This is a genomic window from Kribbella sp. WER1, assembly GCF_054189145.1.
The window spans coordinates 2,562,787-2,576,172 of sequence record NZ_CM135186.1 but is presented as its reverse complement, the minus strand read 5'-3'; the positions used below and the strand labels follow the sequence as shown (position 1 = coordinate 2,576,172).

The window sequence follows — 13,386 nt, the reverse complement described above, 5'->3', positions numbered from 1 at the left end:
GCTGACGCACTCACTCCCACAGGTGAAGTGCGTCTACTAGTAATCACGGAGAGTAACCATCATGATCACCGTTCGCGGTGTTGACATTCGCGTCGCCGCTCAGCTGCTGCTGGCCGACCTCTCGTTCACCGTCGGTGCGGGCGACCGCGTCGGGCTCGTCGGCCGCAACGGCGCCGGCAAGACCACGCTGATGAAGACCCTGGCCGGCGAGGCCCGCCCGGCCGCCGGGCAGATCGCCGTCACCGGGTCGATCGGCTACCTGCCGCAGGACCCGCGGGCCGCCGATCCCGCGATCACCGTCACCGACCGGATCCTGTCCGCCCGCGGCCTCGACGACGCCGTACGCCGGTTGCGCGCGGCCGAGACCGCGATGAGTACGGCGGTGGGCGAAGCGCAGGAGAAGGCGATGGCGGCGTACGCGCGGGCCGAGGCGGCGTTCCAGGCAGGCGGCGGGTACGCCGCGGAGGCGGAGGCGGCCCGGCTGGCGGCCGGCGTCGGCCTGCCGAACCGGGCGCTGCAGCAGCCGATCGGCGAGCTGTCCGGCGGGCAGCGCCGGCGCGTCGAGCTGGCCCGGATCCTGTTCGCGCAGCACGACACGCTGCTGCTCGACGAGCCGACCAACCACCTGGACGCCGACTCGGTGCTGTGGCTGCGGCAGTTCCTGCTCGGGTACACGGGCGGCCTGATCGTGATCAGCCACGACCGGGAGTTGCTCAAGGCAACGGTCAACCGGGTCTTCCACCTGGACCCGCAGCGGCTGACGATCGACCTGCACAACACCGGCTGGACGAAGTACCTGGAACAGCTGGAGCTGGACGAGCGGCGGCGGCAGCGGGAACGCGCGGTCGCCGAACGGAAGGCCGCCGCGCTGCACACGCAGGCGCTGAAGATGCAGGCCGGCGCGAACACGGCGGTCGCGGCCAAGAACATGGCCCGGCGCGCGGACAAGCTGCTCTCGGACCTCGAGCCGGTCCGCCGGGCGTCCCGGGTCGCGAAGATCCGGCTGCCCGCGCCAGCGCCGTCCGGGCGGACGCCGCTGTCCGCGGTCGGCCTGAAGAAGTCGTACGGCGCCCTCCAGGTGCTGGACGGCGTCGACCTGGCCGTCGACCGCGGCAGCCGGGTCGTCATCCTCGGGCTGAACGGTGCCGGCAAGACCACGCTGCTCCGGCTGCTCGCGGGCCGGGAACAGCCGGACGCCGGTCGCGTCGTACCCGGGCACGGCCTGCGGCTCGGGTACTTCGCCCAGGAGCACGACACACTGGACCTGGCCGGGACCGTACGGCAGAACCTGGCCGCGGTTGCGCCCGGTCTGACCGACGGTGAGGTGCGGAACGTGCTCGGGTCGTTCCTGTTCAGCGGCGACGACGTCGACAAGCCGGCCGGGGTGCTGTCCGGCGGCGAGAAGACCCGGCTGGCGCTGGCCGGCCTGGTGCACTCGAGCGCGAACGTGCTGCTGCTCGACGAGCCGACGAACAACCTCGACCCGGCCTCCCGCGACGAGGTCCTCGGCGCGGTCGGCAGCTACCCGGGCGCCATCGTGATGGTCACCCACGACGAGGGCGCCATCGAGTCGCTGCGCCCCGACCGCGTCCTGCTCCTCCCCGACGCCACCGAAGACCTCTGGTCCGACGACTACCTGGACCTGGTGTCGCTGGCGTGACTCAACCCTGGGGTTGAGGCCCGGGATCCACCCGGGTCTCACCTCCGGGCTGACGTTCCGGAGGGTGAATCCGAGGAGTGTTGTGACCAACAACGAACCCCTCGGAAGGAACAGGAAATGTCGGCCATTCTCGGAATCCTGATTGGCGTGCTGGTACTGGTACGGGTGATCGGCCGGCAGGTGACCGGCTCCCTGGTCACTCCCAAGGGCCTGGCGCTGATGCCCGCGATCCTGCTCGGTGTGGGTCTGCTCTCGCTCTCCTCGGTCGCGCACCTCGCGACCGCCGGCGAGCTCGCCTTCCTGGCGCTCGAATGCGTCGTACTGCTCGGCCTGGGCTTCGCCCGGGGCGCCACCATCCGGCTCAGCACGACCGACCGAGGACTGTTCCAGAAGGGCACCGCCGCGACCCTGGTGCTCTGGCTCGTCACCATCGGCCTCCGGATCGGTACGACGATCGCCGCCGCCGCGCTCTGGCCGCACAGCCCGGTCGGCCAGGCGACGATCGCGCTGACCATCGGCCTCACGATCGGTGCGCAGAACGCGATGGTCTACCGCCGGGCGCTCGCGATGAACGCTCCGCTTGCCGCTCAGCGGGCATGATGTGAGCATGAGTTGGACGCTGGCGGGCCAGGTACGGGACTCCTCCGTGCCTGGCCTGCTGCTGCGCGCGGTGCCCGGCGTGATCACGATCATCTCGGTGGTGGTCGCGGCGCGCGGGAAGGACGAGCAGCGGCTGCCGTTCTGGGCGGTCGTCGTACTCGGGGTGATCGTTGTCGCCAGCAACGTCTCGCTGTTCGGCCTGAAGTACGGCGAGCCGCCGGGCCTCGCCGGGTACGGCATGCTGCTGTTCACGGCGGCCGGATGCCTGCTCTGGTACGCGTTGCCGGCCAGCGCGATGATCGTGATCCCGTACTGGGCCAGCCGGGGCGCGGTCCGGTACTTCCGGCCCGGGCGGCTGGAGTGGGCCGTCGTCGCGGTCAGCATCGTCGGCGTCAGCGTGCCGCTGTACATCACCACGCGCTCGGTCCCGGGCGCGATCGGGGCAGCGTTCGGGCTGGTCGCGCTGACCCTCGCGGCGGTCAACCGGCGGTCGCGGGAGCAGCAGCTGGAGGAGCTCGAGGTGTCGCTGGCCCGGAAGCAGGCCGCGATCGAGGAGCACGGCCGGGCCGCGGCGCTGGCCGAACGGGCGCGGATCGCCCGCGACGTGCACGACGTACTGGCGCACTCGCTGGCCGGGTTGTCGCTGAGCCTGCAGGGTGCGCGGCTGATGCTGGTCCGGGACGGGGCGTCGGCGGAGGCGATCGAGCAGGTGACGCGGGCGCAGGGGTTGGCCGCGGAAGGGCTGGCCGAGGCGCGGCGGGCGGTCGCGGCGCTGCGGGAGGACGCGGTTCCCGACGTACGGGCGCTCGGCGACCTGGTCACGGCGTACCGGCTGGAGAGCGGGGCTTCTGCTGTCCTCGAGGTGGACGGTGTTGAGCGGGAGCTGCCGGCGGAGGTGATGAGCACGCTGTACCGGACATTGCAGGAGGCGCTGGTCAACACCCGCAAGCACGCGCCGGGTGCGCCGGTGCGGGTGCGGTTGACGTACGGCGCCGCCGTCGCGCTGACCGTGGAGGACGAGCAGCCGGAACGCCCGGAGCGGGCGGCTCCGGGCGGCTATGGTCTGCTCGGGATGCGCGAACGTGCCGACCTGGTCGGCGGATCATTGGAGGCCGGCCCGACATCGACGGGCTGGCGGGTCGAACTGAAGGTGCCTGCGTGAGTGTGCGAGTGGTAGTTGCGGACGACCAGACCGTCGTCCGGGACGGACTGGTCACGTTGCTGAAACTGCTTCCCGGGATCGACGTGATCGCGGCCGCGTCCGACGGCCGGGAGGCGGTCGAACTGGTTGCCGCGCACGACCCCGACGTACTGCTGGTGGATCTGCGGATGCCGACCATGGACGGCGTCGAGGCGACCCGGATCGTCCGCACGGAGCACCCGCGGACCGAGGTCGTGGTGCTGACGACGTACAGCGACGACGACTCGGTGATGGGCGCGCTGAAGGCCGGCGCCCGTGGCTTCCTCACCAAGGACGCCGACGCCGAATCCATCGGCCGCGCCCTCGAAGCCGCCGCCGACGGCCAATCGATCCTCGACGCCGACGTCCAGCGCCGCCTCATCGAAGGCACCACCACGGCCCCCAAACCACCCACCGACTCCGGCCTGACGCCCCGCGAACTCGAAGTCCTCCGCCTGATCGCCGAAGGCCTCTCCAACACCGAGATCGCCCGCCACCTGGTCGTCAGCGAAGCCACCGTCAAAACCCACATCAACCACCTCTTCGCCAAAGCCAACCTCCGCGACCGAGCCCAAGCCGTCGCCTACGCCTACCGCCTGGGCCTCGCCTGACGCACCGCATCCGTCAACAGATCGAGGTGCCCGCGATGCTGTGCGATCTCCTCGAGCATGTGCAGATAGATCCACCGCAGACTCACCAACTTCCCCCCGAACGACCCGCGCGCGGCAAGCTCGTCCAGCGACCCGAATCGCGCGGCAATCACCCGACTCGCAGCACACGCCTGCTCGTACAACTCCCGTAGCTCGGCCACGGTGTCGCCCGCTGCAGAGTGGAACTCCCAGTCGGGATCCTCCCCGAACGGCGCCGACCGCCACGGCTCGGCCGACGGTACGTCGAGCAGCTTGTGGCTGAACCACAGATCCTCCATGGCCGCCAGGTGCTTGACCACTCCGCCGACGGTCAGATCGGTCGCCGGGAGTGGACGGGACGCCGCCTCGGCGTCGGTCAGTTCGTCGAGGGTACGCAGTACGCCGGCGCGCTGGGTGTCGAGGAACTGTTCGAGCGAGCGCCGTTCGGTGGTGGCTACTTCGGGATGACCGGTCACGACGGACAGTGTTGCCTGCGGGTGGGTTCGTGCTCTACCGTGAATATATGAAGAGTTCTGCAGATGTGCAGCAGGATGCGTGTAGCGTGCGGTTGGTGGATCCGGAGCGGGTGGCGAGTGTTGATGCCAGGATGCCGGGGGAGCAGGACATCGTCGACACGGCGGACGTGTTCGGGCTGCTCGGGGATCCGCGGCGGTTGAAGCTGCTGGTGGCGTTGCTCGACGGGGAGCTGTGTGTCTGCGATCTGGCCGCGATCACCGGGCTGAGCGAGTCCGCGACCTCGCACGCGCTCCGGCTGCTGCGTGCGCACCGCGTGGTCGCCGTACGGCGGGACGGGCGGAACGCCTTCTACCGGCTCGACGACGCGCACGTGCGGATGCTGCTGGACCTCGCCGTCGCGCACACCGAGCACACGGACGCCATTCATCCTGAAAAAGATGGTCACCCGGAAAGGTCGGACGCATGAGCGCGGGACACGGGCACGGGCACGCCGTCAACGCGGCCGCCGACCGCAAGCTTCTCAGCGGCGCACTCGCGCTGATCGTCGGCTTCATGATCGCCGAGGTGATCGTCGGGTTCGCGGCCGGCTCGCTGGCGCTGGTGACCGACGCCGCCCACATGCTCACCGACGCGATCGCGATCGCCCTCGCCCTGCTCGCGATCCGGCTCGCCGCGAAACCCCCGCGCGGCGGCTTCACGTACGGCTTCAAGCGCGTGGAGATCCTCTCCGCCCAGGCGAACGGCATCACGCTCCTGCTCCTCGCCGCGTACTTCGTCTACGAGGCGATCAACCGCCTGATCCACCCGCCCGAGGTCCAGGGCGCGCTCGTCCTGATCACCGGCCTGGTCGGCATCGTCGTGAACGTCCTCGCCACCTGGCTGATCAGCAAGGCGAACCGTTCCAGCCTGAACGTCGAGGGTGCGTTCCAGCACATCCTCAACGACCTGTTCGCGTTCATCGCGACCGCGATCGCCGGTCTGGTCGTGCTGACCACCGGCTTCGCCCGCGCGGACGCGATCGCCGCGTTCGTGGTCGCCGTACTGATGCTGAAGGCCGGCATCGGACTGGTCCGCGACTCCGGCCGGATCTTCCTCGAGGCGGCCCCGGCCGCGATCGACCCGCAGGCCCTCGGCGCCGAGCTGTGCGCGGTGGAGGGAGTCGTCGAGGTGCACGACCTGCACGTCTGGGAGATCACCTCCGGCGAGCCGGCCGCGTCCGCGCACATCCTGGTCGCGGAAGGGCTGGACTGCCACCAGATCCGGATCCGGATCGAGCAGGTTCTTGCCGAGCGCCACCATCTGACGCACTCCACGCTCCAGGTCGACCACGCCACCGCGGGCCGCGCCGAGGAGCACTGCGCCGACTCGCACGGCGCCGTCCACCGGTCAGCTACAACCGCTGCGCCAGCACCTGACCCGGCCAGTCCGGCCCATTGACCCGCGGTACGGCGAACTCGGCGTCCCGCGTGAACCCCTGCCGTTCGTAGTACCGGACGAGCGCCTGGTCGTCGCCCGCGAAGCAGTCGACCCGCAGCAGCCGGATCCCGCCCGCGCGGGCCAGGTCGCGGGCGTGGTCGAGCAGCAGACCGCCGAGGTTCTGCCCGGCGGCGGCGCGGTCGGTGACGAGCAGCCGTACGTACACCTCCGGCTCGGCTGCGGGCGGTACGTAGTCCAGCGCCGTACCGACCGCGAGCGCCCCGACCACCCGCCCCGCCGCCTCGGCGACCCACAGCTCGCCGTCGTCCGCGAACCCGGTCACCTGCGCGACCCGGGCCGGGCTGGTCGAATGCGGCGTCGTACCCCACTGCCCGGTCCGCCCCCGGGCGACCAGCCACTGCGTCGCCCCGTCGAGGAGACCCAGAACCGGCGGTACGTCGCCCCGCCCGCCCCGCCGGATCGCAATCTGCACGATCCACAGAATAATGTCGAAATCCCGACGGCAGTCTCTACCCAGTGGTGTAGAGAGGAGCTCACGATGAGCAAGCTGGACAAGACGTTCACCGCGCCGCTGCTGAAGAGCGACGCCAAGGGCGGCTGGACCTACGTGCAGATGCCGGGGTCGGCCGAGTACTTCGGGACCCGCGGGCTGGTCAAGGTCCGCGGCACGATGGACGGGCACCCGTTCGAGAGTTCGTTCATGGCGCTCGGTGACGGGACCCACAAGCTGCCGGTGAAGGGGGCCCTCCGGGACCTGCTCGGCAAACAGCCGGGGGACCCGATCACGGTGCATCTGGAAGAGCGTCTCTGATGGAAGTCACTTCCATTTGATCTGAGATCACCGTCACAGCGGGTCATGTTCTGAGTAAGGACTGTGTGAAGAATCGGTCCTGGCCCGCTGCTCGGGGTGGGGATCCTTCCGGCCGGACCGTAAGTTCGGATCGGGTGGTCCGACGAAGAGGAGTGAACGAAGTGCTACGGGGCTCAGCAGGCAGGCCGTTGGCGTGCCCAACATCGGTGGATCCGGGTTTGCCGTGATCACGCTGAACAGGGTGCTCGGCGCGGCCGGGGCGGTGCTGCTGCTCGTCGGCGCGCTGCTCGGGTTCCGGTCGGTCTCTTCGGGCGGGACGAGCTGCGGCTCGGCGTTCCGGCCGGCCGGCGGGATCACGCCGATGTCCTGCGACAACGCGCTGAACAGTGCCAGCACGCTGACGACGGTGGTCATCATCGCCGGTGTGCTCTGCCTGATCGGGGCGATCGCGGTCAAGGTGCTCAGCGACCGGGCGCAGCAGAAAGTCACCGCCTGATCCGCGCGTTCTGTGGCACAGTGCCGCGGTGACGATCGAACCGTTCCGGCTGGACGTGCCGGAGAGCGAGCTGGACGACGTGCGCCTCCGCTTGGACCTGGTGCGGTGGCCGTCGGAGCTACCGGGCGCCGGCTGGTCACGCGGCGTACCGCTGGAGTACCTGCAGGATCTCGTCGCGTACTGGCGGCACGGGTACGACTGGCGGGCGGCTGAAGCCCGCTTGAACACGTGGCCGCAGTACACGACCGTCATCGACGGGGCGACCGTGCACTTCGCGCACCTCCCGTCGACGTCGCCCGACGCGATCCCGCTGGTGATGACGCACGGCTGGCCCGGGTCGATCGTCGAATTCACGGACGTCGCGCCGCTGCTGAGCGACTTCCATCTGGTCTTCCCGACGATCCCGGGGTTCACGTTGTCCGGGCCGACGCGGGAGGCAGGGTGGGAGTACCAGCGGGTGGCGCGCGCGTGGATGACGTTGACGGAGCGGCTCGGGTACGAGCGGTACGGCGTCCAGGGCGGGGACTGGGGCGCGGCGATCTCGCGTGAGGTCGGGCGGATCGACCCCGGACGGGTGCTCGGCGTACACCTGAATCTCATCCCCGGCGCGGGCGCGACGTCGGAGCCCTCCGCCGCGGAGTTGGCCGGGCTGTCTTCCGCAGAACAGGAGCGGACGTGGGCGTCGTGGCGGCGGCAGCAGTCGTTCGCGACCGAGCAGCAGGGGTACGCCGACCTGCAGTCGACCCGGCCGCAGACGCTCGGGTACGCGCTCACGGACTCGCCGGTCGGGCAGCTCGCGTGGATCGCGGAGAAGTTCGCGACCTGGTCGGACGGGGAGATCGACCGGGACATCCTGCTCACGAACGTGATGCTGTACTGGCTCACTCGGACCGGCGGGTCGTCCGGCGCGATCTACTACGAGCGCGCGCACGCGGCGTACTGGGGTCAACCGCCCGAGCCGTCGCGGACGCCGACCGCGCTGCTCGATCTCGCGCACGAGAACTTCATCCCGTTGCGGCACAAGGCCGAGCAGAGCAACAACATCGTCCGCTGGACGTCGCATCCGCACGGCGGGCACTTCGCGGCGCTCGAGCAGCCGGAGGTGCTGGCCGCGGACATCCGCGCCTTCTTCAGGGCCTGAGGATCAGCTTGCCGGTACTCCGCCGCCCGAGCAGGTCCTCGTGCGAACGGCGGGCCTCCTCCAGCGGGTACTCGGCGCCGACCAACGGGCGGAGCTGCCCGCGGGCGGTCAGATCGAGCATCGCGGTCAGCGGGAACTCGTACATGCCCTCCAGCTCCATCGCCGGAACCAGCCAGAAGCCGGCCACCGAAAGGTTGCGCTGGGCAAGCGCACTCGGATCCACCGGCGGCCGCCCGTCGCGGCCGGCGTTACCGTAGTTCACCAGCCGCCCGAAGTCCGTCAGGCAGTCCAGCCCCGCCTGCGTCGCCGGGCCGCCGGTCGGATCCAGGACGATGTCGACGCCACCGCCCGCCGCCTTGTGGACCCGTTCCACGTAGCCGTCCAGGTCGTTGTCGATGGCAACATCGGCGCCGAGTTCCAGCGCCAGCTCGCGTTTCGCCGGCGTCGACGCCGCCGCGATCACCCGGCCGGCCCCGAAGTGCTTGGCCAGCTGGATCGCGAGCGAGCCGACACCACCCGCGGCCGCGTTCACCAGGACGGAATCGCCGCAGTCCATCCGGGCGCTCTTCCGCAGTACGTGCCACGCCGTCAGCCCCTGGATCAGCAGCGCGAGCGCCTGCCCGTCGGTGACCCCGTCCGGTACGTCGACGACCCGGTCCTTCGGCGCGACCGCGTACTCGGCGTACCCGCCGCCGGTCGCGAAGATCGGCGCCAGCACCCGGCGGCCGGTCGTCGTACGCCCGACGATCTCGACCCCCGGTACGAACGGCAACGTGACGCCGCCGCGGTACGTGCCGTCCGTGCGATGGGTGTCGGCGAAGTTCACGCCCGCGGCGCTGACCTCGACGAGCAGCTGCTCCTTCGTCACGATCGGCGGCTCGAGCTCGGCCGGGACCAGTACCTCGGGGCCGCCGAACTCGGTGACCTGGATCGCGCGCATATGGGGTTCCTGTCCGATCTACTGGGCGAACTATCGTGACCACATGAGTTTTACCGGTTTCCCGGCGGCCGCGCTGGATTTCTACGACGATCTCGAAATGGACAACACCAAGAGCTTCTGGACGGCCCACAAGCACGTCTACGAGGAGTCGGTCCGGGCCCCCATGGCGGAGCTGATGGCCGAGCTCGAGGAGGAGTTCGGTACCGCGAAGCTCTTCCGCCCGTACCGCGACGTCCGCTTCGCGAAGGACAAGACGCCGTACAAGACCCACCAAGGCGCCTACGTCGCCGTCGCCCCCGCCACCGGCTGGTACGTCCAGGTCTCCGCCCCCGGCGTCCGCGTCGGCGCCGGCTTCTACGAAGCAAGCTCCGACCGCCTCGCCCGCGTCCGCACCGCCATCACCGACGACCGCCGCGGCAGACAACTCGAAAAGATCCTCGCCACCCTCACCAACGCCGGCTGGACCATCGGCGGCGAAAAACTGAAAACCACCCCCCGAGGCTACGACCCCGACCACCCCCGCATAGACCTCCTCCGCCACAAATCCCTCAACGTAGGCAAGAACTACGGCTTCGACCCCTTCATCCACACCCCCGCCCTAACCACCCAAATCCGCACCGACTGGCAAGCCACCAAACCCCTAATAACCTGGCTGACCGACAACACCTGAGAAAGAGTCCATGAGAGACATTCAGCGGTCGCTGGATTTGTCTCTCGCTTGGGGCCCGCATCGGCGGAATGTATGCAGTTGGTGACTATTCGACTACAGTTCGTTGGATAGTCCTGCGTCGAGTACGAGGAGCCGGGGTGGCTGAACTTCGAGGTCGGCGCGGCGACGATGCAGGAGACGGTGATCGATCCACCCAAGGCAGCGATGATTCGGGTACGCCGAGCCGCGCCGAGAATATTGAGCCAGTCCCGAGCGAACGCACCTCGTGGGATCCGCCGAGAGACCGGGCATCGGCGGGAACAGGACCAGGGCACGAGATCAGGTCGACAGACCTGCCGGACAGGCGGACCCACTCAGCAGTACGACGTGATGGCAGCTCACCTCCGTCGGCCGAAGGTACGACAACGGACAGACCGACCCGACCTGTTGCCCAGCCCGAGGAAGTCTCTCCCAGTGATTCCCCGCGCCACCGATCCGATCGACCCGAACCGTCGCCTCCATCTGTCCGCCCAACAGATACCCCAGGACACGACCGGTTCGCGCATTACCCCGCGGAACTGCGGGAGCAGATTCGTCGCGACGACACCCTGGCGCGTCTTGAGTACCTGACCGATCCACCCGCTGTGCCCTCGCCAAACGCGTCCGATCAGCCCGAATCCACCACAGACCGCTCAGTTCCTGACCCAGCACCTGCGTCCCTCGACAACGCACAGCGGGATGCGCCGACCGGCGACCGCGCCCACCACGGAGATCAGCCGGCCGACAACTCGAACTCGACCGTCCGCGATGCCTCCGACCAGGTGCCCGCGAAGCTCCGCGACCAGATGCTCAACGACCCTGCGTTCACCCGCCTCGGCTGGGGAACAGACGATCCACCGACCCCCGACCAGGACGAGCCCAGCGACCGCGCCGAGCCCACCAGCGAGTCGAACTCCAACGACACGACCGAGCCCACAGCAGACCGACCAGCTCCAGACCAACCGGTCAACCTCACTGAACGTGTGGCCGCGCACGACAGGGCCTGGGACACCCAGGAAGCGAGCCTGCCGCCCGGAGCCCTACCCGAAGCGGCCAAGAGCCTCAGCCCCGAGGTCATCAAAGCAATGGACCGCGACGTACGCCGAGTCCTCGAATACCAGGGCGCCGCCGAGTACATCGCCGCCAACAAGGACGACCGCACCTGGCTCGACGCCGTCACCGACGCCACACCACAAGTCCAACGCATCTTCGTAGCCATCGACCAGGGCAACGGCCACGCCCACATCCGCCACGGCCCAATGGGCAACGACCAGCTGTACGCCGACCGAGTCGCCCGCCTCGAGGATCCCGCACAAACCGACCCCGACAAGCGAGCCCTGAGTATCGACGGACTCGACGAGGACCGGATGCACTACTGCGCGCACATCTCGGCCAGAATCCACGATGCGGAGGCGTTCGTGGCGGCGTACGCCGGTGCCGTCAAGCGTCCGGAGGTTCGCGAGGTGCTCGACAGTCCGTGGACAGCAGGAACCGTGCCACGGCCGGTCTCTGTCCCCATCGCGGATCTTCTCGGTCGGGACGGCCACGAATGGTGCTCTGGGTATCGCCTCGTAGGGGAACCGTCCGAGGCGAAACGTGCCCGGAGAGAGTGGGTGAAGGCTCGTTCAGAGGGACAGGACCTCAGCGGTCGGCCGGAGCCGAGTGTCGAACGCATCCCCACGTTCGAAGGCGGAGATATCGTCGTTGCCTTCGCGAGCAATGCCGCGGATCGGAGCTACGAGATCACATCGATGTTCCCGGACCCGCCCGAGCAATGAATTTCATGACGAGAATCTCAGAAGGGTAGAAAATGTCCTATACCGGCATGTATTGGCTCAAGGACAAGGGCGCGCCGTTCGCCACTTTCCTTGGCGTTGTGCAGGCCTACTATCACCCCGAGGTGCGCAACGAGAACTTTGCGTTGATGAGTCAGCGGGCTCGGTCGGCCGGTCCGGACGACGTCGAGTGGGCGACGTTCAAGAAGGAGTTCGTCCAGTTGTTGCAGGGGCATCGGGAAGGTCTGCGGCCGGGGGCGATCGACGTCGCGGCCGAGTATGACGAGTGGAGTTCCGACGACGAGTTCCTCGCCTGGCTTTGGCATGAGCTTTATCCGGACGAGCCGATGCCGGCTCCGGGGCAATGATCACCGCGGATGGATCAAGACGGCATGGACGTACGGAGCGTGATGGCTCTTGTACCATACGAATCTGGGGCGGAGTAGGCCGCGCATTCTGTCCAACGGTCGGTAGGTCGATCGATGCGCTCTCGATGTGTACCTTGCCGGGCCTGAAACGAGAGGTTGTGGACAGTGCCGAGACCAGCTGGGCCGCCGACGGTGCGGCTTCGTCGGCTTGCGGCTGAGATGAAGGCGTTGCGTGCTGACGCGAAGTTGACGCGGGAGCAGGTGGAGGAGCGGACCGGCGTCAATCAGGGAACGCTCTGGCGCATCGAGAAGGGTCACGCGAAGCCGCACAACGGCACCCTTGAAACGCTCTTCGACCTGTACGGCGTCCCCAGCTCCCGCCGCGTCGAGCTGATCGAGCTGACGAAGGGTGCCCAGCAGCCCGGGTGGCTCGACCAGTTCAAGGACGCGCTGCTCAGCGAGGTCATCACGGAGGGGTACGCGACCTACATCGGATTCGAATCCGAGGCGCGGGCCGTGAACAACTATGAGTCGTTGCTGGTGCCCGGTCTGCTGCAGACCGAGGAGTATGCCCGGGCGATGATGACCGACGGGTGGCCGATGGCGCCCGACGACGTCGAGCAGCGAGTTCGGACCCGGATGGAACGGCAGGCGGTACTGACGCAGCGGCGTGACGAGCGAGATCCGCTGGAGTTCTGGGCGGTCATCGACGAAGCAGTACTTCGTCGGCAGATCGGCGATCGCTCGGTGATGCGGGCGCAGTTCAGCCGCCTCGTGGAGATGAGCGAGCGGTCGAACGTCACGTTGCAGGTGGTGCCCTTCGACCGCGGTGCCCATCCCGGTATGAGCGGCGCCTTCAGCTGTTTCAAGTTCGGGTCCGTGGCGCCCGACATCGTCTACACCGAGAGCCTCGCCGGCGCCGTCTTCCTGGAACTCGAGGCCGACCTCGAGCGGTTCGGCATCGCGTTCGATCACCTGCGCGCGATGGCGCTCAGCCCTCGCGACACCAGGGCCCTGATCGCCGGCTTGATCTAGCCGTACGCAGTCGCTGAGTTATCCACAGCCTTGCATTTCGGCTGTCGCCCGGTGCAGCCCGAGCCTCAAACGGCCTTGAGGTAGTACTCGTCGCCGTTCGGAAGGGCGCGTCACGAGTCGTAGATACGTATGGTGGCGTATCGCTCGCG

At 68.7% G+C, this 13,386-nt stretch carries 16 protein-coding genes; 13 read left to right on the top strand and 3 right to left on the bottom strand.

Annotation, left to right across the window (positions count from 1 at the left end):
• Positions 1 to 61 precede the first annotated feature (61 nt).
• The 4 genes from ACXJJ3_RS12580 (at position 62) to ACXJJ3_RS12565 (ending at position 4,051) form a co-directional block, all read left to right on the top strand.
• The gene (locus ACXJJ3_RS12580; protein ID WP_458170181.1) at positions 62 to 1,660 is read left to right on the top strand and encodes an ABC-F family ATP-binding cassette domain-containing protein; all 1,599 of its coding nucleotides are present in this window, start codon (positions 62 to 64) and stop codon (positions 1,658 to 1,660) included.
• Positions 1,661 to 1,777: 117 nt separating this feature from the next.
• The gene (locus ACXJJ3_RS12575; RefSeq protein WP_458170180.1) at positions 1,778 to 2,260 is read left to right on the top strand and encodes a hypothetical protein; all 483 of its coding nucleotides are present in this window, start codon (positions 1,778 to 1,780) and stop codon (positions 2,258 to 2,260) included.
• A 7-nt stretch (positions 2,261 to 2,267) separates the two neighbouring features.
• On the top strand, positions 2,268 to 3,422 hold the full coding sequence (locus ACXJJ3_RS12570; RefSeq protein ID WP_458170179.1) for a sensor histidine kinase: 1,155 nt from the start codon (positions 2,268 to 2,270) through the stop codon (positions 3,420 to 3,422).
• On the top strand, positions 3,419 to 4,051 hold the full coding sequence (locus tag ACXJJ3_RS12565) for a response regulator (protein ID WP_458170178.1): 633 nt from the start codon (positions 3,419 to 3,421) through the stop codon (positions 4,049 to 4,051). Before ACXJJ3_RS12570 ends, ACXJJ3_RS12565 begins: the two co-directional genes overlap by 4 nt.
• Here ACXJJ3_RS12565 and ACXJJ3_RS12560 read toward each other — a convergent pair.
• Positions 4,030 to 4,545, bottom strand: a complete 516-nt coding sequence (locus tag ACXJJ3_RS12560; RefSeq protein ID WP_458170177.1) for a mycothiol transferase — start codon at positions 4,543 to 4,545, stop codon at positions 4,030 to 4,032. The two genes, ACXJJ3_RS12565 and ACXJJ3_RS12560, sit on opposite strands and share 22 nt — an antisense overlap.
• 47 nt (positions 4,546 to 4,592) lie before the next feature.
• Here ACXJJ3_RS12560 and ACXJJ3_RS12555 point away from each other — a divergent pair, with 47 nt between their 5' ends.
• Positions 4,593 to 5,012: an ArsR/SmtB family transcription factor gene (locus tag ACXJJ3_RS12555; RefSeq protein ID WP_458170176.1), complete on the top strand. Its 420-nt coding sequence runs from the start codon at positions 4,593 to 4,595 to the stop codon at positions 5,010 to 5,012.
• Entirely contained in the window at positions 5,009 to 5,983 is a 975-nt protein-coding gene (locus tag ACXJJ3_RS12550; protein WP_458170175.1) for a cation diffusion facilitator family transporter, read from the top strand. Before ACXJJ3_RS12555 ends, ACXJJ3_RS12550 begins: the two co-directional genes overlap by 4 nt.
• On the opposite strand, the gene ACXJJ3_RS12545 is transcribed toward ACXJJ3_RS12550, so the two are convergent.
• Positions 5,937 to 6,455, bottom strand: coding sequence for an N-acetyltransferase family protein (locus tag ACXJJ3_RS12545; protein ID WP_458170174.1), 519 nt, complete (start codon positions 6,453 to 6,455; stop codon positions 5,937 to 5,939). The genes ACXJJ3_RS12550 and ACXJJ3_RS12545 overlap by 47 nt on opposite strands.
• 66 nt (positions 6,456 to 6,521) lie before the next feature.
• Here ACXJJ3_RS12545 and ACXJJ3_RS12540 point away from each other — a divergent pair, with 66 nt between their 5' ends.
• The 3 genes from ACXJJ3_RS12540 to ACXJJ3_RS12530 all read left to right on the top strand — a co-directional run bounded on the left by ACXJJ3_RS12540 (position 6,522) and on the right by ACXJJ3_RS12530 (position 8,431).
• Positions 6,522 to 6,794 (top strand): DUF1905 domain-containing protein, encoded by a 273-nt coding sequence (locus ACXJJ3_RS12540; protein ID WP_458170173.1) that lies wholly within the window; start codon positions 6,522 to 6,524, stop codon positions 6,792 to 6,794.
• A gap of 223 nt (positions 6,795 to 7,017) precedes the next feature.
• The gene (locus ACXJJ3_RS12535; protein WP_458170172.1) at positions 7,018 to 7,290 is read left to right on the top strand and encodes a hypothetical protein; all 273 of its coding nucleotides are present in this window, start codon (positions 7,018 to 7,020) and stop codon (positions 7,288 to 7,290) included.
• A 28-nt stretch (positions 7,291 to 7,318) separates the two neighbouring features.
• The gene (locus ACXJJ3_RS12530; RefSeq protein ID WP_458170171.1) at positions 7,319 to 8,431 is read left to right on the top strand and encodes an epoxide hydrolase family protein; all 1,113 of its coding nucleotides are present in this window, start codon (positions 7,319 to 7,321) and stop codon (positions 8,429 to 8,431) included.
• On the opposite strand, the gene ACXJJ3_RS12525 is transcribed toward ACXJJ3_RS12530, so the two are convergent.
• The gene (locus ACXJJ3_RS12525) at positions 8,421 to 9,371 is read right to left on the bottom strand and encodes a quinone oxidoreductase family protein (RefSeq protein ID WP_458170170.1); all 951 of its coding nucleotides are present in this window, start codon (positions 9,369 to 9,371) and stop codon (positions 8,421 to 8,423) included. The two genes, ACXJJ3_RS12530 and ACXJJ3_RS12525, sit on opposite strands and share 11 nt — an antisense overlap.
• A gap of 43 nt (positions 9,372 to 9,414) precedes the next feature.
• Between ACXJJ3_RS12525 and ACXJJ3_RS12520 the strand changes: the two genes are divergently transcribed.
• From ACXJJ3_RS12520 to ACXJJ3_RS12505, 4 genes are all read left to right on the top strand, one after another.
• The gene (locus tag ACXJJ3_RS12520; RefSeq protein WP_458170169.1) at positions 9,415 to 10,041 is read left to right on the top strand and encodes a DUF2461 domain-containing protein; all 627 of its coding nucleotides are present in this window, start codon (positions 9,415 to 9,417) and stop codon (positions 10,039 to 10,041) included.
• An 800-nt stretch (positions 10,042 to 10,841) separates the two neighbouring features.
• Positions 10,842 to 11,837, top strand: coding sequence for a hypothetical protein (locus tag ACXJJ3_RS12515; RefSeq protein ID WP_458170168.1), 996 nt, complete (start codon positions 10,842 to 10,844; stop codon positions 11,835 to 11,837).
• A gap of 32 nt (positions 11,838 to 11,869) precedes the next feature.
• Positions 11,870 to 12,202, top strand: coding sequence for a hypothetical protein (locus tag ACXJJ3_RS12510; protein ID WP_458170167.1), 333 nt, complete (start codon positions 11,870 to 11,872; stop codon positions 12,200 to 12,202).
• A gap of 165 nt (positions 12,203 to 12,367) precedes the next feature.
• On the top strand, positions 12,368 to 13,237 hold the full coding sequence (locus ACXJJ3_RS12505) for a helix-turn-helix domain-containing protein (RefSeq protein ID WP_458170166.1): 870 nt from the start codon (positions 12,368 to 12,370) through the stop codon (positions 13,235 to 13,237).
• Positions 13,238 to 13,386 lie beyond the last annotated feature (149 nt).